This window comes from Pseudomonas simiae, assembly GCF_900111895.1.
GTDB classification, from domain to species: domain Bacteria; phylum Pseudomonadota; class Gammaproteobacteria; order Pseudomonadales; family Pseudomonadaceae; genus Aquipseudomonas; species Aquipseudomonas simiae.
The window spans coordinates 137,062-162,575 of the sequence record NZ_FOKB01000008.1 but is presented as its reverse complement, the minus strand read 5'-3'; the positions used below and the strand labels follow the sequence as shown (position 1 = coordinate 162,575).

Below are 25,514 nucleotides of genomic sequence, written 5' to 3'. Positions count from 1 at the left end.
GTGTACGCTGCCGAGGATTGAGTAATGAGTGATCCGCTGGACAAAGCCACGTCAAAAGCCCCCGCCACATTGGGGGAGGGGTGTTTGAGTCGATATGACCCGGATGACCTGAGCAGTGAGGACGGCACCGAATTTCCCGGTGCCGCCGAGTTGTGGAAGCAGGAACAAAACACGTCCGACCCCAAGGACGATTAGTCAGATCCGGAAACTGCCCACCAATTGCTTCAATCGAGCGGCTTGTTGCTCAAGGTCGGCACACGCTCGCAGCGTGGATTGCAGGTTTTCCACACCTTCCTGATTGAGGGTGTTGATCTCGGTAATATCCATGTTGATCGACTCCACCACCGAGGTCTGTTCTTCAGTGGCGGTGGCGACTGACTGGTTCATGCCATCAATTTCGCCGATGCGCTGGGTCACACTGTTCAGGCGTTCGCCAGCCAGGTTGGCGATGTCGACACTTTCAAGGCTATGGCGCTGGCTTTCACCCATGGTGCTGACCGATTCCCGGGCGCCGACTTGCAGTTCTTCGATCATCTTCTGCACCTGTTGCGCAGACTCCTGAGTGCGATGCGCCAGGTTGCGCACCTCGTCCGCGACCACCGCAAACCCACGCCCGGCTTCCCCGGCACGGGCCGCTTCGATGGCAGCGTTCAATGCCAATAGGTTGGTTTGCTGGGAAATGCTGGTGATCACTTCGAGGATCTGCCCGATATTCACCGTCTTGCTATTGAGCGCTTCGATGTTGCTGCTGGAAGCGCTGATCATCGACGACAACTGATTCATCGCCTTGATGTTGCGCTCCACCACCTGTTGGCCATCCTCAGCCAAATGCCGTGCATCGCTGGCTTGGTGGGAGGCTTGCGCCGCATTGCGTGCAATTTCCTGGGCGGCAGCGCCCAACTGATTGATGGCAGCGGCGACGCTGTTGGTGCGGTTGGCTTGCTCATCGGAGTTGACCATCGATGAGTTGGAGGCGCTGACGACCCGAAGTGCCACCTCATTGACGTGCTCGGTGGCCGAGGACACTTCGCGAATCGACGTATGAATGCGTTCCACGAAGCGGTTGAAGGCGTTACCCAGCATGCCGAACTCATCGTGATTCTGGATGGTAAGGCGTCGAGTCAGATCTCCCTCGCCATCGGCGATGTCCTGCATGGCGCGCGTCATCAGATGCAGCGGTTGCAACAGGATACGGATCAGCATGCCGAGCAGGGCGATGATAATCACCACGGCGATGAATGTGGCGATGACTGCCGAGGTGCGAAATTCGCTGAGCATTGCGAAGGATTTGTCTTTATCGACTGAAATACCGAGGTACCAGTTCACCGAGGGCAGGCCCTTGATCGGTATAAAGGTCACGATATTGTCTTTGCCGTTGGCCTCGACTTCGCTGAAGTCCGCACTGATCTTCGGCGTATTTTTCGGATATACGTCGGCCAAGGTCTTCATCACCAGGTTTTTGTCCGGGTGTACCAGTACTTTGCCGTCGGCGCTGACCAGAAACGCGTAGCCCATGCCGCCGAAGTTCAGCGCGCCGATGTTGTCCACCAGGGTTTGCAGGTTCAGGTCGCCACCGACTACACCGATGCTCTGGGTGCCTTGAGTGCTGGGCGTGGCAACGGAAATGATCAGCTTGCCAGTGGCCGCATCGATATAAGGCTCGGTCAGGGTTGAGCCGTTACTGCTCTGGGCGCCCTTGTACCACGGGCGGACGCGTGGGTCGAAACCGTCCGGCATCTTGGTGTCGGGGCGGATGGTGAAGGCGCCCTTGCTGTCACCGACGTAGGTCGCCATGAATGAGGACGTCAGGGTTTTCTGTTCCAGCAGGCTGGCAACCGCGGACGGCTCGGGGTTGATGGCGATGTTTTGCGCGGCGTTTTCCACCAGGGCTATACGCCCGCCAAGCCAGGTTTGAATGTTGCTGGCGGTAACATCGCCCATTTCCTGCAGGTAATTGTTGAGATCGTCGCGAATTGCGTTGCGTTGCAGGTAGTCGTTGTAGAGGGTAAACAGCGCAAATGCGGCTATGACGATAAGGGAGGCTGCAAGCAGGATTTTGTGGCTGAAGCGCAGATTTTTATTCATGGCTTGTAGGGTCCGCTAAGGTCTTAATATCCGAAGCGCGTCCTCGTGGGAGGCGCAAAATGGCAGTGTCAAAAAAGGTGTGATACTTCTTGTGATGGTTCCGGTGGTCCCTGTGGGAACTATCTGTCCTATTTTTAGACTTTGTGGGTCTCACACTGATCTGTATCGACCTGGCGACACTAAAGATTAACCATGGGTGACGAAATGCCTGACTCCACGCAACTCCTAATCGGCGCCGGCCTCGACGGTCAGCCTATCGCCCAGGCCATGCGCCTGGCCAACCGTCACGGGTTGATCGCCGGTGCTACCGGCACGGGCAAAACCGTCACGCTGCAACGCCTGGCCGAAGCCTTCAGTGATGCCGGCGTGGCGGTGTTTGCCGCGGATATCAAGGGTGACCTGTGCGGCCTGGGCGCCGCGGCGAACCCGCAGGGCAAGGTCGCCGAGCGCATCGCCGGCATGCCGTTCCTCAATTACGCGGCCAAGGCTTATCCGGTCACGCTGTGGGATATCCACGGGCTGTCCGGTCATCCATTGCGTACCACTATCAGCGAAATGGGTCCCTTGCTGCTCGGTAGCCTGTTGGAACTCACCGACAGCCAGCAGTCGGCGCTTTACGCCGCGTTCAAGGTTGCGGACCGCGAAGGCCTGTTGTTGCTGGACCTCAAGGATCTCAAGGCGCTGCTTAACCACCTGCGCTATCACCCCGAACTCCTGGGCGAAGACGCGGCGCTGATGACCACCGGTTCCAGCCAGGCACTGTTGCGACGTCTGGCGGTGCTGGAGCAGCAGGGCGCCGAAGCCTTGTTTGGCGAGCCGGCCCTGCAGTTGGAAGATATCCTGCAACCCACCAGCGACGGTCGTGGGCGCATCCACCTGCTGGATGCCAGCCGGTTGGTGCACGAGGCGCCAAAGGTGTACGCGACCTTCCTGCTGTGGCTGTTGGCGGAGTTGTTCGAGCAACTGCCCGAGCGCGGAGACGCCGACAAACCGCTGCTCGCACTGTTTTTCGATGAGGCGCATTTACTGTTCGCCGACACGCCGAAGGCGTTGCAGGAACGTCTGGAGCAGGTGGTGCGGTTGATCCGCTCCAAAGGGGTGGGCGTGTATTTCGTCACCCAATCCCCGGGCGACTTGCCGGACAGTGTGCTGGCCCAGCTCGGCCTGCGCATTCAGCACGGCCTGCGTGCGTTTACTACCAAGGAACAGAAGTCCTTGCGCGCCGTCGCCGACGGTTTTCGGCCGAACCCGGCCTTTGATGCGCTTTCGGTATTGACCGAGCTGGGCACGGGTGAGGCTTTGGTGGGGACACTGCAGGAAAAGGGTACGCCGGAAGTCGTCCAGCGCGTCCTGGTCGCACCGCCGCAGTCACGGATCGGGCCGCTCAGCGAAGCCGAGCGTGCTGCAATGGTCGCCAGTTCGCCGTTGCTAGGCCGGTATGACAAGCCGATTGATCGGGAATCGGCTTATGAAGTGTTGATGGCACGCAAAGAGCTTGGGCCAAACGAGGAGGCCAAGCCGGCTGCCGAGGAACCCAGCTTCACCGATAAGGCCGGGGCGTTTCTCGGCACAACCGCAGGCAAGGCGCTGAAGTCCGCGATGCAGCAAGCTGCCAATCAGATGGGGCGGCAACTGGTGCGTGGCTTGTTGGGGTCGTTGTTGGGCGGCAGCAAGCGCAAGTAGCGATTCAGGGCTTGCGCTTGGCGTGGGCCGCCAGCCGCTCAAGCGCCGCGCGCAAGCCTGGGTTGCTGATCCCTTCTGCCGTTGCCTGGATGGTTTCGGCGGCATTGGGCGACAGATCATGAATATGCTCCACCACGCCAGGTTGGGTGGTGGGGGGTTGCACCTTGAACTGGATGCGCGTCAGGCCAGCGAATTCCTCAAAGGCCATCAATTGACGCTGCAGGCGTTTTTGCTGATAGCGCAAACGGGTCGCCCAGTGGCCATCTGTGACAATAAGCAGCAGGTTGCCTTCACGCCAGGACGCCACGCGGCAATGTTCGCGTGCGGCCGGTTGCAGCTGGGTTTCGAGCAGGCGTTGCAGACGGCCCAAGCGTTGGGCATGGCCAAAGATGGCTTTCAGCGGCTTGGCATCGCGAAGCAACACGGCGGGAGCACGGGCTGATAAGGGGCGAAATGCCATTATTGGACACCTTAAGTAACAGAGCCGCCATCTTAGCAGAACCCGCCTGTGTGCCCCCAGGCAATGCATCTCCGAGGTTTTATTCATGAAATCAATTGGTAACTTATGCGCTCCATGGGTTGAAGTTCCAGCAAAAGCCCTTATTTTAAACAAGCCCTCTCACAGCACCATGCCAGCCTCGGGGAACAACGCCACTTTCCTCACCCACGAATCCGGGTAGAATGCGCGTTCGCATGCGGCCGTGAGGGCTGCTCGGGCCACTCACGGTGCGCCCTCCATCCCTATGTGTGGAAGAACCTGCCGATATGTTTGCGCCTTTGTTAAAGAAACTTTTTGGAAGCAAGAATGAGCGCGAAGTCAAACGCATGCTCAAGACGGTGCAGCTGGTCAATGCCTTCGAAGAGCAGATGGTTGCCCTTTCGGACGAGCAATTGCGCGCCAAGACCCAAGAGTTCAAGGCCCGCATAGCCAAAGGTGAAACCCTCGACAAGCTGCTTCCCGAAGCCTTTGCGGTCGCCCGTGAAGCCGGTAAGCGTGTCATGGGCATGCGCCACTTCGACGTCCAGTTGATCGGCGGCATGACCTTGCATGAAGGCATGATTGCCGAAATGCGTACCGGTGAAGGCAAGACCCTGGTAGCAACCCTGGGCGTTTACCTCAACGCGCTGTCCGGCAAGGGCGTGCACGTTGTGACGGTGAACGACTACCTGGCGCGCCGGGACGCCAACTGGATGCGCCCGCTGTATGAATTCCTCGGCCTGACCGTCGGCGTGGTAACGCCGTTCCAGCCGCCGGAAGAGAAGCGTGCCGCCTACGCTGCCGACATCACCTACGGCACCAACAACGAATTCGGTTTCGACTACCTGCGCGACAACATGGCGTTCAGCATGGAAGAAAAATTCCAGCGCGAACTCAATTTTGCCGTCATCGACGAAGTCGACTCCATCCTCATCGACGAAGCCCGTACCCCTCTGATCATCTCCGGCCAGGCCGAAGACAGCTCGCGCCTGTACACCGAAATCAACAAGTTGATTCCGCGTCTGGAGCAGCACATCGAGGAAGTGGAAGGCGTGGTGACCAAAGAAGGTCACTTCAGCATCGACGAGAAGACCCGCCAGGTCGAACTCAACGAAGCCGGTCACCAGTTCGTCGAAGAGATGCTGACCCAGATCGGAGAGCTGGCCGAGGGTGAAAGCCTGTACTCGGCACATAACCTGGGCCTGTTGACCCACGTGTATGCCGGCCTGCGCGCCCACAAGCTGTTCCATCGCAACGTCGAATACATCGTGCAGGACGGCCAGGTCGTGCTGGTTGACGAACATACCGGCCGCACCATGCCGGGTCGCCGTCTGTCCGAAGGCCTGCACCAGGCCATCGAAGCCAAGGAAAACCTCAACATCCAGGCTGAAAGCCAGACGTTGGCGTCCACCACTTTCCAGAACTACTTCCGTCTGTACAACAAGCTGTCCGGCATGACCGGTACCGCAGACACCGAAGCGTTCGAATTCCACCAGATCTACAACCTGGCCGTGGTGGTCATTCCGCCGAACAAGCCGTTGGCGCGTAAAGACTTCAACGACCTGGTGTTCCTGACTGCCGAAGAGAAATATGCGGCAATCATCAACGACATCAAGGACGGCATGGCCCAGGGTCGCCCGATCCTGGTGGGTACCGCCACCATCGAGACTTCCGAGCACGTATCGAACCTGCTCAATAAGGAAGGCATCGAGCACAAGGTCCTGAACGCCAAGTTCCACGAAAAAGAAGCCGAGATCATTGCCCAGGCCGGTCGCCCAGGCGCACTGACCATCGCGACCAACATGGCCGGTCGTGGTACCGACATCCTGTTGGGCGGTAACTGGGAAGTGGAAGTTGCGGCGCTCGAAAACCCGAGTCCCGAGCAGATCGCCCAGATCAAGGCCGACTGGCAGAAACGCCACCAGGCTGTTCTGGAATCCGGTGGCTTGCAGGTGATCGCGTCCGAGCGTCATGAATCGCGCCGTATCGACAACCAGCTGCGTGGTCGTGCCGGTCGCCAAGGTGACGCCGGTTCCAGCCGTTTCTACCTGTCCTTGGAAGACAGTCTGATGCGCATCTTCGCCTCGGACCGCGTGAAGAACTTCATGAAGGCCCTGGGTATGCAGTCCGGCGAAGCGATTGAGCACCGCATGGTGACCAATGCCATCGAGAAGGCCCAGCGCAAGGTCGAAGGTCGCAACTTCGATATTCGTAAGCAACTGCTTGAGTTCGATGACGTCAACAACGAACAACGTAAAGTGATTTATCACATGCGTAACACGTTGCTGGCCGCCGACAATATTGGCGAGACCATCGCTGACTTCCGTCAGGACGTGCTCAACGCCACCGTCAGCGCCCACATCCCGCCACAGTCCCTGCCGGAGCAGTGGGATGTTGCCGGTCTGGAAGCCGCGTTGAAGAGCGATTTCGGTGTCGACCTGCCGGTTCAGCAGTGGCTGGATGAAGACGATCACCTGTACGAAGAAACCCTGCGCGAAAAACTGATGGCCGAGCTGTTGGCCGCGTACAACGAGAAAGAAGAGCAGGCGAGTGCCGAAGCACTGCGCACCTTCGAGAAACAAATCGTACTGCGCGTGCTTGACGATCTGTGGAAAGACCACCTGTCGACCATGGACCACCTGCGTCACGGCATCCACCTGCGTGGTTACGCCCAGAAGAACCCGAAGCAGGAGTACAAGCGCGAGTCGTTCACGCTGTTCTCCGAACTGCTGGATTCGATCAAGCGCGATTCGATTCGTGTGCTCTCCCACGTTCAGGTGCGTCGTGAAGACCCGATCGAGGAAGAAGCGCGCCTGCGTCAGGAAGCCGAGGCGCTGGCTGCGCGCATGCAGTTCCAGCATGACGAAGCACCGGGCCTGGAAGCGCCTGAGGTATTGGGCGAAGAGGTCGACGTGGCCCTGGCTCAAACCCCGGTTCGCAATGACCAGAAGCTGGGCCGCAACGAGCTGTGCTACTGCGGTTCGGGCAAGAAGTTCAAACACTGCCACGGCCAGATCGAATAAGCTTTCTGCCTGACGCTGCTACATCCTGCGCCGCGACCGGCCTCTGCCGTCGCGGCGTTTTGCCATTAATTTTGCCGTTGCTCACGACGGTACAGACATCATCTGATTTTTAAGGAGCGCATTCATGGCTGTTGGTCTTGGTCCTTTGCCCACATTGCACCCGGTTGCCGGTTTTGAACTCGGTATCGCTTCGGCCGGCATCAAGCGCCCGGGGCGCAAGGATGTGGTGGTGATGCGCTGTGCCGAAGGCTCGACCGTCGCCGGTGTGTTCACCCTCAACGCGTTCTGCGCCGCGCCGGTGATCCTGGCCAAGCAACGCGTTGCCGGCACGATCCGTTACCTGCTGACCAACACCGGCAACGCCAACGCCGGCACCGGCGAGCCAGGCCTGGTGGCAGCTGCGCGCACCTGCGCCAAGCTGGCCCAGTTGACCGGCGTGGACGCCAGCCAAGTGCTGCCTTACTCCACTGGTGTGATCGGTGAACCGCTGCCTGTCGAGAAAATCGAAGGTGCATTGCAAGCCGCGCTGGACGACCTGTCTGTGGATAACTGGGCCGCCGCCGCGACCGGCATCATGACCACCGACACCCTGCCGAAGGGCGCGAGCCGCCAGTTCGTGCACGACGGCGTGACCGTCACCGTGACCGGCATCAGCAAGGGCGCGGGCATGATCCGCCCGAACATGGCCACCATGCTCGGCTACATCGCCACCGACGCCAAGGTCTCCCGCGAGGTGTTGCACAGGCTGATCCTCGATGGCGCCAACAAGTCATTCAACCGCATCACCATCGATGGCGACACCTCGACCAACGACTGCTGCATGCTGATCGCCACCGGCCAGGCCAACCTGCCGGAAATCACCGAGGCCAGCGGCCCGTTGTTCGCGGCGTTGAAGCAGGCTGTGTTCGAAGTGTGCATGGAAGTGGCACAGGCCATCGTGCGTGACGGCGAGGGTGCGACCAAGTTCGTCACCGTTGAAGTGAATGGCGGCGGCAATCACCAGGAATGCCTGGATGTAGGCTACACCGTCGCGCATTCGCCGCTGATCAAGACGGCGCTGTTCGCCTCTGACCCGAACTGGGGCCGTATCCTGGCGGCTGTGGGCCGTGCCGGCGTGCCGGACCTGGACGTGAGCAAGATCGACGTGTTCCTCGGCGACGTGTGCATCGCCAGCCGTGGCGCCCGTGCCGAAACCTACACCGAGGCCCAGGGCTCGGCGGTGATGCAGCAGGAAGAAATCACCATCCGCATCGAACTGGGTCGCGGCGAGTGCAGCGAAACCATCTGGACCACCGACCTGTCCCACGAGTACGTGAAGATCAACGCGGAATACCGGACCTAAGAGGATAAGCGCGGTGAAACGAGTGCATGTAGCAGCAGCGGTGATCCGCGGTGTCGACGGCAAAATCCTGCTGGCGCGCCGCGCCGATACCCAGCACCAGGGCGGCCTCTGGGAATTCCCCGGCGGCAAGGTGGAAGCCGATGAATCGGTCGCCAACGCGCTGTCCCGCGAATTGCAGGAAGAGCTGGGCATTCAGGTCACTACCGCGCGGCCGCTGATCAAGGTGCAGCACGACTACCCGGACAAGCAGGTGTTGCTGGATGTCTGGGAAGTCTCGGCCTTTACCGGCGAGCCTCATGGTGTTGAAGGGCAGCCGCTGGAGTGGGTGGCCCCCCGAGACCTGCTCAACTATGCGTTTCCGGCCGCCAATGCGCCGATCGTTGCGGCGGCGCGCTTGCCTGCCGAGTACCTGATCACCCCAGGCGAACTGGAAACCCCGACGTTACTGCGGGGTATCCAGAAAGCCATTGCGGGCGGTATCAAACTGGTGCAACTGCGTGCGCCCAACGGCTACGACCCAAAATACCGCGACCTTGCGGTGGATGCGGTGGGCTTGTGCGCGGGTAAGGCTCAACTGATGCTCAAGGGGCCGTTTGAATGGTTGGGCGATTTTCCTGCAGCCGGCTGGCACATGACGGCGGCGCAACTGCGTAAATACGCCAGCAAGGGTCGCCCGCTGCCGAAGGATCGCTGGCTGGCGGCGTCGTGCCACAACGCAGAAGAGCTGGCATTGGCGGAAATGATGGACGTGGATTTTGTCACGCTGTCGCCGGTGCAGCCGACCCAGACGCATCCTGATGCGCAGCCGTTGGGTTGGGAGCAGGCGGTGGCGTTGATCCGAGGGTTCAGCAAGCCGGTGTTTCTGTTGGGTGGGGTTGGGCCTGCCGAGCGGGAAAAAGCTTGGGAGGCTGGGGCTCAGGGTGTGGCTGGGATTAGGGCGTTTTGGCCGGAAGTTTGATGCTGTTTTGACAGGCCTCTTCGCGAGCAGGCCCGCTCCCACATTTGACGGAGTTCCACCTTTGGAATGCAGTCAAATATGGGAGCGGGCTTGCTCGCGAAGGCGTCAGGCCAGACGCCTCATCATTAATGTGGCTTGGCCGCCGCCTGCCACAACACCTCGGCCACACCCTGGCGCTTGGCGATGACCCTGGCCGCCACGAACAGCAAATCCGACAACCGATTGATGTACGCCAACCCCACGCCTTCCAACGGCTCAACCGCATTCAACTGCTGACACCGCCGCTCCGCACTGCGCGCGAGGCTGCGGCATACATGGGCCTGGGCGATCAACGCCGAGCCACCCGGCAGGATGAAGTTCTCCAGCGGTCCCACGTCCTCATTCCAGCGGTCAATCGCTGCTTCCAGTCGGTCGACCTCCGCAGCGTTCAAGGCTTTGTACACCGGCATTGCCAATTCACCCCCCAGGTCGAACAAACGATGCTGGCATGGCGTAAGCACCTCGATCACATCCTTAAGTTCCGGATGTTTGCCACTCTGTTCCTCCAGGCTGGCCAGCAATAAACCCAGCTGGCTGTTCAGCGTATCAACTTCACCAATCGCTTCCACCCGTGGGTGGTCCTTGGGCACACGGCGGCCATCGCCCAGGCCGGTTTCGCCCTTGTCGCCGGTGCGTGTGTAGATCTTCGACAGGCGAAAGCCCATGGTCATTGCTCCAGTTGGGTGAGTTCGTGAGGTGGCAGTTGGCTGCCAGCCAATGGCAGACGTAGCGTGAAGCACGTACCTTGGCCGAGGGTTGAATGCACTTCCATCTGGCCCTTATGGTTGTTGGTGATGATGAAATACGACACCGATAGCCCAAGCCCGGTGCCCTGGCCGATTTCCTTGGTGGTGAAGAACGGCTCGAAGGTGCGCTTGCGCACGTTTTCGCTCATGCCGATGCCGTTGTCTTCCACCTGGATTTCCGCCCAGGGCGGGTTGAGGCGCGTGCGTAGGATGATGCGCCCCGGTTCGCTGTCGTCTTCCCGCAGATGGATGGCCTGGGCCGCGTTTTTAAGCAGGTTGAGCAGCACCTGTTCCAACTCGTTGGCAGTGCCGGGCACCGGGCCGAGTTGAGGGTCGAACTGGCGAATGATCGCCTGGCCCTTGAAGTCGAAGCCGATGGCCAGGTCGAAATCGTTGCCGGCGATTTCCACAGCCTGGTCGATCAGCGCCGGTAGGTCGCAGGGCGCCATTTGTCGATTGCTGCGACGGCTGAAACTGAGCATGTGGGTGACGATCTTCGCCGCCCGCGCCCCAGCCTGCTGGATGCCATCAAGCAATTGCGGCACTTCGCGGCTTTGCAGGTAGCGGTTGACCGTTTCCAGCTCGATGCCCGCCTGCTGCGCATGCTCCAGGTTCTTGGGCAGGTCGGGGGACAGGCGGCGGCGGATGTTCTGCACGTTGTGCAGGATCGCTCCCAGCGGGTTGTTGATCTCATGGGCCATGCCGGCAGCCAGGCCACCCACGGAGAGCATCTTCTCCGACTGCACCATCATTTCTTCCAGAGACAGACGCTGAGTGATGTCATCGATACGGATCACCACGCCGCGCCCGGCCCCACCCATCAACGGGTAGAAGGTCAGGGCGTAATGCTTGGCTTCGTCGTCCTTGAACCAGGTGACGCGTTCGATGCGTTCCACGGTGTGTTGTTCTACCGCTGCACGAATCTGCGGCAGGTACGGCTTGAGCGGTTGGAACGCCAGGTAGATCGGCTGGTTCAAGGCTTCGTCCAGGCGTGTGCCGGAGAGGGCGCTGGCTTCCTGGTTCCATTGGGTGACGTAAAGCTGCTCATCCAGGGCGATCAGCGCCGAGGGCATCGAGTCGATGATGCTGTTCAGGTAATTCTGGAAACCGGTGAGTTTCTTCTCGATCTTGCTGCGAACCTGCACTTCCAGTTCCAGCTTGCGGTTGGTGTGGCGCGTTTCTTCCGCCAAGCCTTGCGCCTGGTCATACGCCGCCTGGGAGTCGTCCCGCGCGCGTTTGAGCTGCTGCTCACGGGCTTCAATGCGCGACAGCATGGTGTTGAAGGCTTCGGCCAGGCTGCCGATCTCATCGTGATTGCCACGGCCGGCGCGCAGGGCGTAGTTCTCTTCGCGGGTGACCTGACGCGAGAGTTCTTCCAGCTCGTGGATCGGCCGGGTGATCAGGCGTTTGATCTGACGGGCGATGACCAGCCACAGCAGCACGCTGAAAATCAGGATGCCCAGGCTGGCCGTCAACGTGCCGGTATAAAACGCCACCGGCAGCTCGCTACTGGCGACCAGCAGTAGATGCCCGGACGGCTGGCCGGCCCGGGGCAGGGTGATGATCTGGTTACTGCGAAACTCGGTCACGCGCCAGGCTTCGATATGCCGATAGTTGTCTGGCAGGTGCAGGCGGTCGCCGTGTTGCATCTGAGCCAGGCGGTTGCCGTCGCCGTCGTACAGGGCCGCGGCGCGCAACGGCGAATAACTGGTCAGCTCGTTGAGCAGCGCGTCAGCCTTGGCAGGCGATTCGAGGGCTTCGGCGGCGAGCGCCGGGTTGGACACCAGGCGGCCAATGGCCTGCAAGGCCTGGGGCGCCATGCTTTCCTGGGAGATCCAGTAGGCGGCGCTGATAAAGGTCAGGTTGGCCACCAGCAATACCGTGGTCAACAGCACCAGCAAGGCGGCCAGCAGTTTCTGCCCGACCGGTAGGTTTTCAAGACGCTGGCGCAGCGGCATCAGGGTTTTCCCAGGAGATAGACAGGCGGGCAGGGTAGCGCGTGGCTCAGTCGCGGGGCAATCCGCGTGCAAGCAACTGCTCGACCAGGCGCACATGCAACTGTTGAAGGTGCGGCAGGTTCAGTTGGTGACGGGCGGCCGCCTGGCAAGCATAGCCCAATAGGTAGCTGATTTCGGTGCGACGGCCGGCGGCCACGTCCTGGTACATGGAGGAGTAATTCGCGGCGGTGGCCTGGATCACCCGTTCCACTTCGTGTTGCAGATCCAGCGCGGCAGCGGGTTGGCCACAGCATTCCAGCAGTTCGACGAGTTCAGCGCACAAGGTGGCGACTTCGCATTGATGGGCCTGCAGTTCTCCATTGCGGCACTGATACAGCACGGTCAGCGGATTGATGGCGCAATTGAGCCCCAGCTTGCGCCATAGCCGGGTGAGGATATCGGTGCTCCAGTCGTGGGGGATACCGGCGGCGTGCAAGTCGTCCAGCCACACGGGCGGGGTAGGGTGGCTCGCGTCGCCCAGCCAGGTGTATCCATGGCCGGCAAACACCACGCGCCAGTCGCCATCGCGAAAGGCGCCTTCGGTACTGGAGGCAAAGATGCAACGCGCCTGGGGCAACTGCGCGGCGACAGCATCCTGGCTGCCCAGGCCGTTTTGCAGCAGGATCAGTTCGGCGTCGGGCGCCAGTCGATGGTGCAGCTGGGCGACTGCGCTTTGGGCGTCATAGGCTTTGCATGCCACCAGCAGGCGATGAATCGGCCCAGGGCTGTCGGGTGTTTCGCCTATCACTGGGTAGCTGTGTTCTACGCCATGTTCCACCAAGGTCAGCCCCTGGGCTGCCTGATAGCTGGCCAGGCGCGCCTCATCACGCAGGATCAACCTGACGGGCACGCCCGCGCGCGCCAGACGTGTGGCCCAGAGTGTACCCAGGCTGCCGGCGCCGAGAATATGCCAGGTGGTCGACATCAGTTTTTGCTCCGTAGGGTCGCCCGCAGCGAACGGGACGAAAGAACCGCTATAATGCCCCGGCATTTTAGCTTGGGCGCGCTCCATCTCTACTGAGCCCGCCCCTTATATTGGAGAAATGACATGCCTTCGTTCGACGTGGTATCCGAACTGGACAAACACGAAGTCACCAACGCCGTCGAGAACGCCGTCAAGGAGCTGGACCGTCGCTATGACTTGAAAGGCAAGGGCAGCTTCGAATTCAAGGAAAAAGAGCTGACCGTCAACCTGACCGCTGAAGCCGATTTCCAGCTGGAAGCGATGATCGAGATCCTCAAGCTGTCCCTGGTCAAGCGCAAGATCGACGCGCAATGCCTTGAAATCAAGGACGCCTACGCCTCCGGCAAGCTGATGAAGCAAGAAGCCATCCTCAAGGAAGGCATCGACAAGGAGCTGGCAAAGAAGATCGTTGCTCACATCAAGGACGCCAAGCTGAAAGTCCAGGCTGCCATCCAGGGTGAGCAGGTTCGCGTGACCGGCAAGAAGCGTGACGACCTGCAAGAGGCCATCGCGGCCCTGCGCGCCAAGACCTTCGACATGCCGCTGCAGTTCAATAACTTCCGCGACTGATGGCACATTGGGGAACCTGTGGGCGTTTTTGACGTCCCACGCCCCAGAACCAGTGCCGACTATTGAGCCCTACGGGGCTCAATTGCATTTATGGCCATTCAATACGCCGAGCATCCGGTAAACAGGAGAATGTAGATGGATTTGAACGCTGAAGTGGATCACCTGATCAAGACCTCAGAATCGTGGTTGCCGATGATCATGGAATACGGCAGCCGGTTTTTGCTGGCAGTGGTCACCCTGGCCATCGGTTGGTGGCTGATCAACGTATTGACCCACCGAGTGGGACGTTTGCTGGCCCTGCGTAACGCCGACCTGGCGCTGCAACACTTCATTACCAGCCTGGCGAACATTGCGCTCAAGGTCATGCTGGTGGTCAACGTGGCCTCCATGATCGGCGTAGCCACCACCTCGTTCGTGGCCGCGATCGGTGCCGCCACCCTGGCCATCGGCTTGGCACTGCAAGGCAGCCTGGCGAACTTCGCCGGCGGCGTGCTGATTCTGTTGTTCCGCCCGTTCCGTATTGGTGACTGGATCGAAGCCCAGGGCACATCCGGCACTGTCGACAGCATCCAGATCTTCCACACCGTGCTGCGCACCGGTGACAACAAGACCGTGATCATCCCTAACGGCAGCCTGTCCAACGGGCTCATCACCAACACCAATCGTCAGCCGACCCGCAAGGTGGTGTTTGATGTGGGTGTCGACTATGAAGCCGACCTGCAGAAAGCCCGTGAAGTGCTGTTGGAGCTGGCCAAAGACCCACGTGTGTTGGCAGACCCGGCCGCAGTGGCGGTGGTTTCGACCTTGGGTGACAGTTCGATCACTGTTTCCCTGCGTTGCTGGACAAAGACCGCGGATTATTGGGATGTAGTGTTCATGCTGAACGAACTGGCACGTGACCGTTTGAAAGCGGCGGGGATTGATATTCCGTTTCCGCAGCGGGTTATTCGTGTGATGCAGGAAACAGTTGCCAAGTAATGTGAAGTATTGGTCGTGAACTTGGCCGTTAGGTCAGGTTCAGGACGCAAGCGTTAATCTCGTTAGTTAGCTTGCTAGTTATTTCCTGCTGAAACATTACAGCCATTAAAAAGCCGCTCCGTTGTTAAACAAGGGAGCGGCTTTTTGTTTAAGGCCGTAGCCTTAAGTCATCGCTGTAATAAAACTGTCAATTACAGGATGTTCAGCGGGTAGTTCGCGATCAGACGCAGTTCGTCGATCGAAGGCGAACCGTAGTACACGCCATCGCCGGAGCGATAAGTGGCTTGACGCAGACGCAAGCTCAGGTCTTTAGCCGGTCCGCTCTGGATCACGTACTTGGCTTCGATGTCGCGTTCCCACTCTTTACCGTTCGAGGTGGTGGCGGTGTTGGCGCCGCTACCGGTCACGTAACGAGTCATGAAGCTCAGACCAGGAATGCCGAAGGTAGCCATGTTGATGTCATAACGCGCCTGGTAAGACTTCTCGCCTTCGGCGTTGAAGTCGGAACGGGCGATGGAGTTGGCCAGGAACACTGTGCCGCCGCCGTCTACGCCGTAGCCGTAGTCGCCGTCACCGGTAACTTTCTGGGCTGCCAGGGTGAAGGTGTGAGCACCGATGGTGTAGGCACCCTGCAAGCTGAACGCACGGTTGTCGAGCTTGGTGCGTTCTGCGAACGGCAGACCGTTGTCTTTGTAAGCACGTTGCAGGCCTTCGCCGTCGCTCTTGGTGTCGTAGATGTTGAAGTCCAAGGCAAACGACTGGTCGTCACTCAGCGCGTGGGTCCAGTTCAGGTTGCTGTAGTACTTACGGAAATAATCTTCAGTTTTTGCGTAGTACAGGCTACCGGTGAACTCGGGGGTGAAGGAGTAGACACCGCCGACGAAGTCGGTTTTGGTCAGGCCCAGGCTGTCATGGTAGGTCTGGTTCTGCGCGACGCTGGAAGTGAAGTGACCGCCTTCGAGCTTCAGGCCCTTGATCTCGTTGCTGGTGATCGAGATACCCTGCGGCAGCTCTGGCAGCAAACGGCTGTCGTCGGAGGCGAATACTGGGGCTGTGGTGTATTGGTCACCCACTTTCAGCACAGTATCGGAGATACGGAATTTAACCGCGCCGCCGCCTTTGGAGTAGTCATCTTGCGAACGACCGTCGGAACCGGTTGGGAACAGACCGGTACCGGCACGACCCTTGCCACTGTCGAGCTTGACGCCCAGCAGGCCGATCACGTCAACACCGACACCGATGGTGCCTTGGGTGAAGCCCGATTGGTAGAGGGCGTTGAAGCCCAGGCCGGTTTCTTCGGCACGGCTCTGGGAGCCTGGGCCCGACGGGTTGTTACGGAAGTCGCGGCTGAAGTACAGAGCGCGAGTATTAATGCTGAAAGTGCTGTCTTCAACAAAGCCTTTGGAATCGCTTTGGGCGGACGCCATTGCGAACTGCGTAGTGCCTGCTGAAACAGCCAGGGCGATCATGCTCCACTTCATCACGCGCATCGTGATTTGCTCCTTTGGTTTTAGGAAGAGTACTGCCGTCCCACCTATATTTTTGTCTGGGCGGCTCTTTCTTTTTGTGTCGGCGCAAAGTTATATCACGCTGACAATATTGGCGATACTTGCCCAACTTTCCTTTCAGCTTCTTTACGAGCTTGTCGTAGATTGCTAGATCCATGTCGCAAATTCACAGCCTCACTGTAACGAGGCTGACAACTTCAATACTGTTTCCAAGCCGTTAAAAAGAACGCAAAAAACGTTACTTTCCAGGATTTTTTCCAGGGTTTGGAATCTTCCTTGGTGCGCATTGAACCGCTGCTGTTTTCATCGCGAAACACCTGCTTCCGTTCCGGTGCCGTTGCCGACGATAGGCGGATGAATGCAGCAAGCGTGCCCAAACCGTAAATCGAATGTCATTTTTTCGTGAAAAACGTTACCGCTTCGTGAAAACCGCATAAACACGGGGTTTTTACGCCGAATGGTTTGGCCTTGACGCGCGTGCTATGCCTTGCTCAAGGGGAGCCTAAATTCCGTATCTGCGAAAAACGTTACCCGTTCACCCCAATCAGTGGGTAGTTGGCGGATCTCTTTGAGGCGTGGTTGGGTCATTTTGGTGCATGCCCTCTGATGCCTCAGGCGATGGATGATGGCTCAATGCCTTGTTTTGTGAGGCCTCTGCATCGGGGGCTCTCGTCCCAATGCGGTGATCAACGGTGGGTCAATCGCCTCAGGATTGGTAATTGAGCGTAGTCGAAAAATCCGTTTGGCTCGAAATGGTGCGCTTTTTTTCTCCACGCCTTGGCTGGGAGCGCATTGGTCGGCGTGAAGCGATAGCGATTCGCGGGTATGCTGGGGACCTTGAACCTGACCTGCCGAACGGAGTGCCTGCAGTGTTCGCTTTAGATCAACGCCTTCAACAAGACACATTGGTTATCGGGGATTTCCCCCTGTGCCGCCTGCTGCTGTCCAATGACTCGAACTACCCCTGGTTCATTCTGGTGCCGCGAATCAACGGTATCAGTGAAGTGTTTCAACTGGATGTCGCGGACCAGCAGCGCTTGTGGCAAGAAACCACTACCTTGGCCCAGATGCTGAATGAAGGCTTTTGCGCCGACAAAATGAACATCGGTGCCCTGGGCAATGTAGTCAGCCAGTTGCACGTGCACGTGATCGTGCGCAAACGTGATGATGCCGCCTGGCCGGCGCCGGTATGGGGCAAACATCCGGCGCTGCCGTATACCGATGAGCAAGTGGCAACTGTCCGTGCTCGCCTGCGCGCGCTGTTGCCCGCCGACTTCGTCTTTACCCAGGGTTGAATCATGGATCTGCAAGACCGCGTCAACGATCTGGAAAGCCGCCTGGCTTTCCAGGACGACACCATCGAGACCCTCAATGACATCCTTGTCACCCAGCAGCGGGCCGTCGAGCGCCTGCAACTGCAGATGACCGCGCTGCTCAAGCGCCAGGAAGAAATGGGCGGTCAGTTCGAAACGTCCGAAGAAGAAGCGCCGCCGCCTCACTATTAATAGGCATGCATAAAAAAACCGCGACCCAGCTGAGCTGGATCGCGGTTTTTTTTGCTGCGAAGGCGGGTATCAGCGACGCGGCAGTGCAGCGATCACGTCTTCAGCCTGCAGGCCTTTGTCGCGATTCATGACGGAAAACTCCACGCGCTGGCCTTCCACCAGGACACGATGGCCTTCGCCGCGAATAGCCCGGAAGTGGACGAAGATATCGTCGCCCGAATCGCGGGAAATAAAGCCGAAGCCTTTGGACGTGTTGAACCACTTGACGGTACCGGTATCCCGATTGGTCATGTCGTAGGTTTGCGACGAGGCCGCAGGGGACGAACGGTAGAAGCTGATGGCCAGGTGAAGAACAATGGCGACCACAGCAATCACCAGGCTGAGCAGGATGGCCGGGTGGCCACCGACTTCAGGCATAGGTGCCAGGAGGGTGAGGGTTTGTACGACAACAGTCAGCACCAGCAGCGCGCTGACCAGGTTTTGCAGTTGATGACGCGTGCCTTTGTTCCAGTAAGGGATCACCGGTGCCAGCGTCAGGTTAAGAAGGCCGAACAAGGCCAGGTACAGAGCGTCGTTTTGTTCCAGATACGGCAGGCTTTCAGGCTGCAGGCTCGGGATAAAGGACAGCAGCAAAGCTGCAACGCCCGTTAGCAGGTGGACGATTTTCAACATTTTGATTAACTCACGTTAAGACGGATCACAAGGAAGAGCTGACTGGCACGGTTCGCTTCTGAACAATGGGAGGCGTTGGGCACGTGCGCGGGGTATCAGCCTATGTCGCTGCCGCAGAAAGTAACGGCGACGACACGCAGCCTATTTAACAGCAAAGGCTGTGCCTACTCAAATCAAGCATTTCGGGCTGTTGCAAGGACGACGGCATTTCTGCGTCAAACGCTTGTCCTAGACACGTGGGGGCTTTTCAAACGGCCTGTTCGGACATTTTCCGCGTGGACCGAAGGCTTGGATTGTGTCGTGTTGGCAGGCCAAGGCGGGGCGAATTGCCGCGCCGGGCTGCGGATCCACGGCACACTTGCTAGAGTGGTCCTGCACCTGATCAATGAATGCTTGTCAATTGAAGGGGATAAACATGGCAATCGATATCGGTATCAGTGAAGAAGATCGTAAATCCATCGTCGATGGGCTTTCGCGACTGCTTTCCGATACCTATGTACTGTACCTGAAGACCCATAACTTCCATTGGAACGTCACGGGGCCGATGTTCCGCACGCTGCACTTGATGTTCGAAGAGCAGTACAACGAGCTGGCGTTGGCTGTGGACTCCATTGCCGAGCGTATCCGTGCGTTGGGTTTCCCGGCACCAGGTGCCTACTCCATCTACGCCCGTCTTTCTTCCATCAAGGAAGAAGAAGGCGTGCCGAGTGCTGAAGACATGATCAAGCAACTGGTAGAAGGCCAGGAGGCGGTCACTCGGACTGCGCGCGGCATCTTCCCGCTGCTCGACAAGGTCAGCGATGAGCCGACGGCCGACCTGTTGACCCAGCGCATGCAGGTTCACGAGAAAACGGCGTGGATGCTGCGTTCCCTCCTCGAAAGTCAGTAAACCACTGCCCTGGGCGGCGCCTTCCCGGCGCCGCTCGCTTGTTTCCACGCATTTCCTGGCGTTGTCCTACGCCTATCAACGTCGCGTCTTCTGGCTGCTGCACTCTGCCTGCTGTTTGATAAGGCCATTGCCCAATGGGACAACCCATGGGCGGCTGTTTGGCAATGGAGTGTCAGGTGTATGTCACGCGGAGTGGGTAATGGAGTCATGGAAAACGGTGGTTTTCATAAGGTAAAGGTCGACCCCTTTGTAAAAGGGTTCGACATGGGATTGGCCAAGCCATTGTCCCGGTCGGTGAGGCTCAATGGGTTTTCCACGTGCCTGCGGCTGGAGCAGATCTATTGGAATATCCTCACGGAAATCGCCAGGATCAACGCCTGCTCAGTCAGTGCGTTGTTGTCTTATGTGGATCGGGAAGTGCACTTGCGTCATGGCGGCGTGAAGAACTTCAGTGGGTTGGTCAGGGTGGTGTGTGTGGTTCACGCCCTGAAAGAGCGTGTTGAAGCGTCGTAATCACCCGGCTTCGGGGTCGGCCCTTCTTCAAGGTGGGGGTGGCCCCTGGGCAGAAAGCCGGCTGCGCTGCCTCGATTTACCAGATATAATCCCGCGCTTTGCTGCGCGTGCCGGGGTTATCTCGTAGCAGGCGTGGCGCAGTAACGTTCTGATCGCCGAGACATCGCCATGCCCATGTACGACTATCAATGTGCTTCCTGTGGTCATCAGTTGGAAGCCATTCAGAAGATCAGCGCCGCGCCGCTGGTCGATTGCCCGGCCTGCCAAGCGCCGGAGCTCAAGAAAATGTTGTCCATGCCAGGCTTCCGCCTGAGCGGCAGCGGCTGGTACGAGACCGATTTCAAGACCGGCTCGAAGAAGAACCTGGCGGGCGGCGACAAAGCAGACTGAGTTGAACTCTACGCGCAGGCTCCTGCATTATCCGTCCCCTGCTTTAATGTACGGTGACGAGGCAAGCCTCCACCGAATTTCGAATTACGAGAAGTGAAACCACTACCATGATGCGCAGCCACTATTGCGGCCAACTGAACGAGACCCTGGAAGGTCAGGAAATCACCCTTTGCGGATGGGTTCACCGTCGCCGCGACCACGGCGGGGTGATCTTCCTCGACATCCGTGATCGTGATGGTCTGGCCCAGGTGGTGTTCGACCCGGATCGTGCCGAAAGCTTCGCCGCTGCCGACCGCGTGCGCAGCGAATACGTCGTGAAGATCACCGGCAAGGTACGCCTGCGTCCGGCCGGTGCCGTGAACAAGAACATGGCGTCCGGCGGCATCGAAGTGCTGGGCTATGAGTTGGAAGTGCTGAACGAATCGGAAACCCCGCCGTTCCCACTCAACGAATACTCCGACGTGGGCGAAGAAACCCGCCTGCGCTACCGCTTCCTGGACCTGCGTCGTCCGGAAATGGCCGAAAAGCTGCGCCTGCGCTCGCGCATGACCACCAGCATCCGCCGCTTCCTCGACGAAAACGGCTTCCTGGACGTTGAAACGCCGATCCTGACCCGGGCCACCCCTGAAGGCGCGCGTGACTACCTGGTGCCGAGCCGTACCCACGCCGGTTCGTTCTTCGCCCTGCCGCAATCGCCGCAGTTGTTCAAGCAACTGCTGATGGTGGCCGGCTTCGACCGTTACTACCAGATCGCCAAATGCTTCCGTGACGAAGACCTGCGCGCCGACCGCCAGCCGGAATTCACCCAGATCGACATCGAGACCAGCTTCCTCGATGAAAAAGAGATCATGGGCCTGACCGAGCAGATGATCCGCAACCTGTTCAAGGAAGTGCTGGACCTGGAGTTCGGCGACTTCCCGCACATGACCTTCGAAGAAGCCATGCGCCGCTACGGTTCCGACAAACCCGACCTGCGTAACCCGCTGGAACTGGTGGACGTGGCCGACCAGCTCAAAGAAGTCGACTTCAAGGTATTCAGCGGCCCGGCCAACGATCCGAAATGCCGCATCGCCGCCCTGCGCGTGCCTGGCGGCGCGAGCATGCCGCGCAAGCAGATCGACGACTACACCAAGTTCGTCGGCATCTACGGTGCCAAAGGCCTGGCGTACATCAAGGTCAACGAGCGCGCCAACGGTGTTGATGGCCTGCAATCACCGATCGTTAAAAACATTCCACTCGACAACCTGAACGCGATCCTCGACCGCGTCGGTGCAGTCGACGGCGACATCGTGTTCTTCGGCGCCGACAAGGCCAAGATCGTCAGCGAGGCCCTGGGCGCGCTGCGGATCAAGCTGGGTCACGACCTGAACCTGCTGACCTGTGAGTGGGCCCCGATGTGGGTCGTTGACTTCCCGATGTTCGAAGAGAACGACGACGGCAGCTTCAGCGCCTTGCACCACCCGTTCACCGCGCCGAAGTGCTCCCCGGCTGAGCTGGAAGCCAACCCGGCTGGCGCTCTGTCCCGCGCCTACGACATGGTGCTCAACGGCACCGAGTTGGGTGGCGGTTCGATCCGTATCCACCGCAAGGAGATGCAACAAGCGGTATTCCGCCTGTTGGGCATCAACGAAGCGGAACAGGAAGAGAAGTTCGGCTTCCTGCTCGACGCCCTGAAATACGGCGCGCCGCCGCACGGTGGCCTGGCGTTCGGCCTGGACCGTCTGGTGATGCTGATGACCGGCGCCCAGTCGATCCGTGAAGTGATCGCCTTCCCGAAAACCCAGAGCGCTGCGGACGTCATGACCCAGGCTCCAGGTGTGGTGGATGCCAAGGCACTGCGCGAGCTGCACATCCGCCTGCGCGAGACGCCGAAGGCTGAGTAAGGCTGCTGCGCGAAAGCGCACTGAGGTTTACGCAGTCTAAAAAGGCGCATCTTCGGATGCGCCTTTGCGTTAAAGGACTACCTCCCGCCCAGGGCGGGGTTGATCAAGGTTTCTACAGAATTTCGGAGTTGTGTTATGGCTGGCCATTCCAAGTGGGCGAACATCAAGCACCGCAAAGAGCGTCAGGATGCCAAGAAAGGCAAGATCTTCACCAAGTGGATCCGCGAGCTGACCGTCGCCGCCCGGCAGGGCGGGGGTGATCCAGGCTCCAACCCGCGTCTGCGTCTGGCGCTGGACAAGGCCCTTGGCGCCAACATGAGCCGCGACATCATCGATCGCGCCGTGGCCCGTGGCGCCGGTGCTGCCGATACCGACGACATGGTCGAGCTGAGCTACGAAGGCTACGGCCCGGGCGGCGTGGCGGTGATGGTCGAGTGCATGACCGACAACCGCAACCGCACCGCGGCAGCCGTGCGCCATGCGTTCAGCAAGTGCGGTGGCAACCTCGGCACCGACGGTTCGGTGGCTTACCTGTTCGAGCGCAAAGGGCAGATCACCTTCGCCCCAGGCACCGATGAAGACGCGCTGATGGAAGCCGCCATGGAGGCGGATGCCGACGACGTAGTGACTAACGAAGATGGCTCCATTGACGTGTTCACTTCGTTTGCTGGTTTCTATGCCGTGCGCAACGCGCTGGAAGCGGCGGGTTTCAAAGGCACCGACGCGGAAATCGTGATGCTGCCGACCACCAGTGCCGAACTGGACCTGGACGGTGCGCAGAAAGTGCTGAAGATGCTGGATATGCTTGAAGACCTGGATGATGTGCAAAACGTGTATTCCAACGCCGACATCCCGGAAGAAGTGGCCGAACAGCTCACCTAAGAACGATGAAAATCCAGTGTGGGAGCGGGCTTGCTCGCGAAAGCGGACTTTCAGTCGATGCATCAGGTGACTGACACACCGTATTCGCGAGCAAGCCCGCTCCCACATTGGATCTATGTGTATCCACAGAACTGCAGGCGTTATGACTTTAATCCTAGGTATCGACCCCGGTTCGCGCATTACCGGTTTTGGCGTGGTGCAACAGACCCCGCGCGGCTGTGTCTACGTCGCCTCGGGCTGCATCCGCACCGGCGCGGGTGAATTGGCCGACCGCTTGCAGATCGTCTATCGCGGCGTACGCGAAGTCATCCAGACCTATGGCCCGGTTACCATGGGCATCGAAAAGGTGTTCATGGCCAAGAATGCCGACTCGGCATTGAAGCTTGGCCAGGCCCGTGGTGCTGCGATCGTGGCGGGTGCCGAGGAGGGCATGGAGATCGCCGAATACACCGCGACCCAGGTCAAACAGGCGGTTGTCGGTACCGGCGCAGCCAATAAAGAGCAGGTGCAGATGATGGTCATGCACATGCTCAAGCTCACCTCAAAACCGCAGATCGACGCCTCCGACGCCCTGGCCATCGCCATTTGCCATGCCCACACCCGCTCCAGTCTGCTGCCCCATGGCCTGGGTACGGCACGCAGTCGTGGCGGGCGCCTGCGTCTCTGATAGCATCAGCGCAATCGTAATTTCCGGTCAGGCCTTGATCTGACCCCAAGCTTTAAGGATCTGAACCGTGATTGGACGCTTGCGCGGCACCCTGGCTGAGAAACAGCCGCCGCACCTGATTCTGGATGTGAATGGGCTGGGGTATGAGCTGGAAGTGCCCATGACCACCCTGTATCGCCTACCGTCGGTCGGTGAGCCGATTACCCTGCACACCCACCTGGTGGTGCGCGAAGACGCACAACTACTCTATGGTTTCATCGGCAAGCGCGACCGCGACTTCTTCCGTGAACTGATCCGCCTCAACGGGGTGGGCCCGAAACTGGCCCTGGCCTTGATGTCGAGCCTGGAAGTGGATGAACTGGTGCGCGCCGTTTCGGCCCAGGACACCTCCGCGCTGACCAAGGTGCCGGGCGTCGGCAAGAAGACCGCTGAGCGCCTGCTGGTGGAGCTCAAGGACCGCTTCAAGGCTTGGGAAGTGGTGCCGAGCATGTTTGCCCTGGTGCCAAACCAGCCGGATATGCCGGCGGCGCAGGTCGCCAGCGCCGAAAGCGATGCCGTCAACGCGCTGATTTCCTTGGGCTACAAGCCGCAGGAAGCCAGCAAGGCGGTGTCGGCTATCAAGGACAAGAACCTGAGTGCCGAAGACATGATCCGCCGCGCCCTGAAGGGAATGATTTAAGTGATTGAAGCTGATCGTCTGATTGCAGCCACTGGCCCGCGCGACCGTGAAGAGGTCCAGGACCGCGCTATCCGCCCCCTGAGCCTGGCCGAATACATCGGCCAGCCCACCGTGCGCGAGCAGATGGAGTTGTTCATCCAGGCTGCGCGCGGGCGCAGTGAGTCCCTGGACCACACGCTGATCTTCGGTCCGCCGGGGTTGGGTAAAACGACGCTGGCCAATATCATCGCCCAGGAAATGGGCGTGTCGATCAAGTCCACCTCCGGCCCGGTGCTGGAGCGTCCGGGTGATCTGGCGGCGTTGCTGACCAACCTTGAACCCCACGATGTGCTGTTTATTGACGAGATCCACCGACTCTCGCCGATCGTCGAGGAAGTGTTGTACCCGGCAATGGAGGACTTCCAGCTCGACATCATGATCGGTGAAGGGCCTGCGGCCCGGTCTATCAAGCTCGACCTGCCACCGTTCACGCTGGTGGGCGCCACCACCCGCGCGGGCATGTTGACCAACCCGCTGCGAGACCGTTTCGGCATTGTTCAACGTCTAGAGTTCTATAGCACTGCGGACCTTGCGACCATCGTCAGCCGTTCGGCCAGTATTCTCGGTTTGCCGCTGGACCCTGAGGGCGCGTTTGAAATCGCCCGCCGGGCCCGCGGTACGCCACGTATTGCCAACCGTTTGCTGCGTCGCGTGCGCGACTTTGCCGAGGTGCGGGCCAAGGGACATATCACCAAGGCCGTGGCCGACCTGGCCTTGAACCTTTTGGATGTGGATGAGCATGGCTTCGATCACCAGGATCGGCGTCTACTCTTGACCATGATCGAGAAGTTCGACGGAGGGCCGGTGGGGGTCGATAGCCTGGCGGCGGCCATCAGTGAGGAGCGCCATACCATCGAGGATGTGCTGGAACCGTATCTGATCCAGCAGGGTTACATCATGCGTACCCCGAGGGGGCGAGTCGTCACGCGCCACGCCTATCTGCACTTCGGGTTAAACATTCCGTCACGATTGGGCGAAATGCCTGTAGTAGACGAATTCCTCGATGCAGTGGACGATTAAAAGC

Annotated in this window: 24 protein-coding genes and 1 pseudogene; 17 read left to right on the top strand and 8 right to left on the bottom strand. The window is 59.5% G+C overall.

What is annotated here, in order from left to right:
• Positions 1-24 precede the first annotated feature (24 nt).
• Entirely contained in the window at positions 25-195 is a 171-nt protein-coding gene (locus BMZ57_RS29595; protein WP_010208068.1) for a hypothetical protein, read from the top strand.
• On the opposite strand, the gene BMZ57_RS30265 is transcribed toward BMZ57_RS29595, so the two are convergent.
• Together BMZ57_RS30265 and BMZ57_RS30260 are read right to left on the bottom strand one after the other, a co-directional pair.
• Positions 196-960 (bottom strand): methyl-accepting chemotaxis protein, encoded by a 765-nt coding sequence (locus BMZ57_RS30265; protein ID WP_370737428.1) that lies wholly within the window; start codon positions 958-960, stop codon positions 196-198.
• Between the two features lie 93 nt (positions 961-1,053).
• Positions 1,054-2,085 (bottom strand): annotated as a pseudogene (locus BMZ57_RS30260) (HAMP domain-containing protein); the annotation flags it as partial.
• A 204-nt stretch (positions 2,086-2,289) separates the two neighbouring features.
• Between BMZ57_RS30260 and BMZ57_RS22855 the strand changes: the two are divergent.
• Positions 2,290-3,768, top strand: a complete 1,479-nt coding sequence (locus tag BMZ57_RS22855; protein ID WP_031290541.1) for a helicase HerA-like domain-containing protein — start codon at positions 2,290-2,292, stop codon at positions 3,766-3,768.
• A 4-nt stretch (positions 3,769-3,772) separates the two neighbouring features.
• On the opposite strand, the gene BMZ57_RS22850 is transcribed toward BMZ57_RS22855, so the two are convergent.
• On the bottom strand, positions 3,773-4,228 hold the full coding sequence (locus BMZ57_RS22850) for a DUF721 domain-containing protein (RefSeq protein ID WP_010208073.1): 456 nt from the start codon (positions 4,226-4,228) through the stop codon (positions 3,773-3,775).
• 305 nt (positions 4,229-4,533) lie between these two features.
• Between BMZ57_RS22850 and secA the strand changes: the two genes are divergently transcribed.
• From secA to BMZ57_RS22835, 3 genes are all read left to right on the top strand, one after another.
• A complete protein-coding gene (gene secA, locus BMZ57_RS22845; protein WP_069672752.1) occupies positions 4,534-7,269 on the top strand; it encodes a preprotein translocase subunit SecA in 2,736 nt (911 codons plus the stop codon).
• A 124-nt stretch (positions 7,270-7,393) separates the two neighbouring features.
• Entirely contained in the window at positions 7,394-8,611 is a 1,218-nt protein-coding gene (gene argJ / locus BMZ57_RS22840; protein WP_021491227.1) for a bifunctional glutamate N-acetyltransferase/amino-acid acetyltransferase ArgJ, read from the top strand.
• Positions 8,612-8,624: 13 nt separating this feature from the next.
• A complete protein-coding gene (locus BMZ57_RS22835) occupies positions 8,625-9,569 on the top strand; it encodes a Nudix family hydrolase (RefSeq protein WP_069672751.1) in 945 nt (314 codons plus the stop codon).
• A 125-nt stretch (positions 9,570-9,694) separates the two neighbouring features.
• Here the strand turns inward: BMZ57_RS22835 and BMZ57_RS22830 are convergent, their stop codons facing one another.
• From BMZ57_RS22830 to BMZ57_RS22820, 3 genes are read right to left on the bottom strand one after another with little or no spacing between them, the layout of a single operon-like run.
• A complete protein-coding gene (locus tag BMZ57_RS22830; protein ID WP_010208082.1) occupies positions 9,695-10,273 on the bottom strand; it encodes a cob(I)yrinic acid a,c-diamide adenosyltransferase in 579 nt (192 codons plus the stop codon).
• A 2-nt stretch (positions 10,274-10,275) separates the two neighbouring features.
• On the bottom strand, positions 10,276-12,312 hold the full coding sequence (locus tag BMZ57_RS22825) for a sensor histidine kinase (protein ID WP_038453742.1): 2,037 nt from the start codon (positions 12,310-12,312) through the stop codon (positions 10,276-10,278).
• Positions 12,313-12,358: 46 nt separating this feature from the next.
• The gene (locus BMZ57_RS22820; protein ID WP_042571237.1) at positions 12,359-13,276 is read right to left on the bottom strand and encodes a putative 2-dehydropantoate 2-reductase; all 918 of its coding nucleotides are present in this window, start codon (positions 13,274-13,276) and stop codon (positions 12,359-12,361) included.
• A 123-nt stretch (positions 13,277-13,399) separates the two neighbouring features.
• Between BMZ57_RS22820 and BMZ57_RS22815 the strand changes: the two genes are divergently transcribed.
• Together BMZ57_RS22815 and BMZ57_RS22810 are read left to right on the top strand one after the other, a co-directional pair.
• Positions 13,400-13,885 (top strand): YajQ family cyclic di-GMP-binding protein, encoded by a 486-nt coding sequence (locus BMZ57_RS22815; protein ID WP_010208088.1) that lies wholly within the window; start codon positions 13,400-13,402, stop codon positions 13,883-13,885.
• A 135-nt stretch (positions 13,886-14,020) separates the two neighbouring features.
• On the top strand, positions 14,021-14,863 hold the full coding sequence (locus BMZ57_RS22810) for a mechanosensitive ion channel family protein (RefSeq protein WP_010208089.1): 843 nt from the start codon (positions 14,021-14,023) through the stop codon (positions 14,861-14,863).
• Between the two features lie 191 nt (positions 14,864-15,054).
• Here BMZ57_RS22810 and BMZ57_RS22805 read toward each other — a convergent pair whose 3' ends face one another.
• Entirely contained in the window at positions 15,055-16,353 is a 1,299-nt protein-coding gene (locus BMZ57_RS22805) for an OprD family porin (RefSeq protein WP_021491232.1), read from the bottom strand.
• A gap of 887 nt (positions 16,354-17,240) precedes the next feature.
• Here BMZ57_RS22805 and BMZ57_RS22800 point away from each other — a divergent pair.
• Complete coding sequence (locus tag BMZ57_RS22800; RefSeq protein WP_010208092.1) at positions 17,241-17,666, top strand: HIT domain-containing protein; 426 nt, start codon at positions 17,241-17,243, stop codon at positions 17,664-17,666.
• Positions 17,667-17,669: 3 nt separating this feature from the next.
• Positions 17,670-17,876 carry a SlyX family protein gene (locus BMZ57_RS22795; RefSeq protein ID WP_010208093.1) on the top strand — a complete coding sequence of 69 codons (207 nt, stop codon included), beginning with the start codon at positions 17,670-17,672 and terminating at the stop codon, positions 17,874-17,876.
• Positions 17,877-17,945: 69 nt separating this feature from the next.
• Here the strand turns inward: BMZ57_RS22795 and BMZ57_RS30020 are convergent, their stop codons facing one another.
• Positions 17,946-18,548, bottom strand: a complete 603-nt coding sequence (locus tag BMZ57_RS30020) for a cold-shock protein (protein ID WP_010208095.1) — start codon at positions 18,546-18,548, stop codon at positions 17,946-17,948.
• 415 nt (positions 18,549-18,963) lie between these two features.
• Between BMZ57_RS30020 and BMZ57_RS22785 the strand changes: the two genes are divergently transcribed.
• The 8 genes from BMZ57_RS22785 to ruvB all read left to right on the top strand — a co-directional run bounded on the left by BMZ57_RS22785 (position 18,964) and on the right by ruvB (position 25,510).
• Positions 18,964-19,437 (top strand): Dps family protein, encoded by a 474-nt coding sequence (locus tag BMZ57_RS22785; protein ID WP_010208097.1) that lies wholly within the window; start codon positions 18,964-18,966, stop codon positions 19,435-19,437.
• Positions 19,438-19,617: 180 nt separating this feature from the next.
• The gene (locus BMZ57_RS22780; RefSeq protein WP_010208100.1) at positions 19,618-19,950 is read left to right on the top strand and encodes a ribbon-helix-helix domain-containing protein; all 333 of its coding nucleotides are present in this window, start codon (positions 19,618-19,620) and stop codon (positions 19,948-19,950) included.
• Between the two features lie 168 nt (positions 19,951-20,118).
• Positions 20,119-20,340: an FmdB family zinc ribbon protein gene (locus BMZ57_RS22775; protein ID WP_010208103.1), complete on the top strand. Its 222-nt coding sequence runs from the start codon at positions 20,119-20,121 to the stop codon at positions 20,338-20,340.
• A 107-nt stretch (positions 20,341-20,447) separates the two neighbouring features.
• Complete coding sequence (aspS, locus tag BMZ57_RS22770; protein ID WP_021491234.1) at positions 20,448-22,223, top strand: aspartate--tRNA ligase; 1,776 nt, start codon at positions 20,448-20,450, stop codon at positions 22,221-22,223.
• Positions 22,224-22,358: 135 nt separating this feature from the next.
• A complete protein-coding gene (locus BMZ57_RS22765) occupies positions 22,359-23,105 on the top strand; it encodes a YebC/PmpR family DNA-binding transcriptional regulator (protein ID WP_010208107.1) in 747 nt (248 codons plus the stop codon).
• 142 nt (positions 23,106-23,247) lie between these two features.
• Complete coding sequence (ruvC, locus tag BMZ57_RS22760) at positions 23,248-23,772, top strand: crossover junction endodeoxyribonuclease RuvC (RefSeq protein ID WP_010208108.1); 525 nt, start codon at positions 23,248-23,250, stop codon at positions 23,770-23,772.
• A 67-nt stretch (positions 23,773-23,839) separates the two neighbouring features.
• The gene (gene ruvA, locus BMZ57_RS22755) at positions 23,840-24,451 is read left to right on the top strand and encodes a Holliday junction branch migration protein RuvA (protein ID WP_003193868.1); all 612 of its coding nucleotides are present in this window, start codon (positions 23,840-23,842) and stop codon (positions 24,449-24,451) included.
• Positions 24,452-25,510, top strand: a complete 1,059-nt coding sequence (gene ruvB / locus BMZ57_RS22750; RefSeq protein ID WP_003193867.1) for a Holliday junction branch migration DNA helicase RuvB — start codon at positions 24,452-24,454, stop codon at positions 25,508-25,510.
• Positions 25,511-25,514: the final 4 nt, after the last annotated feature.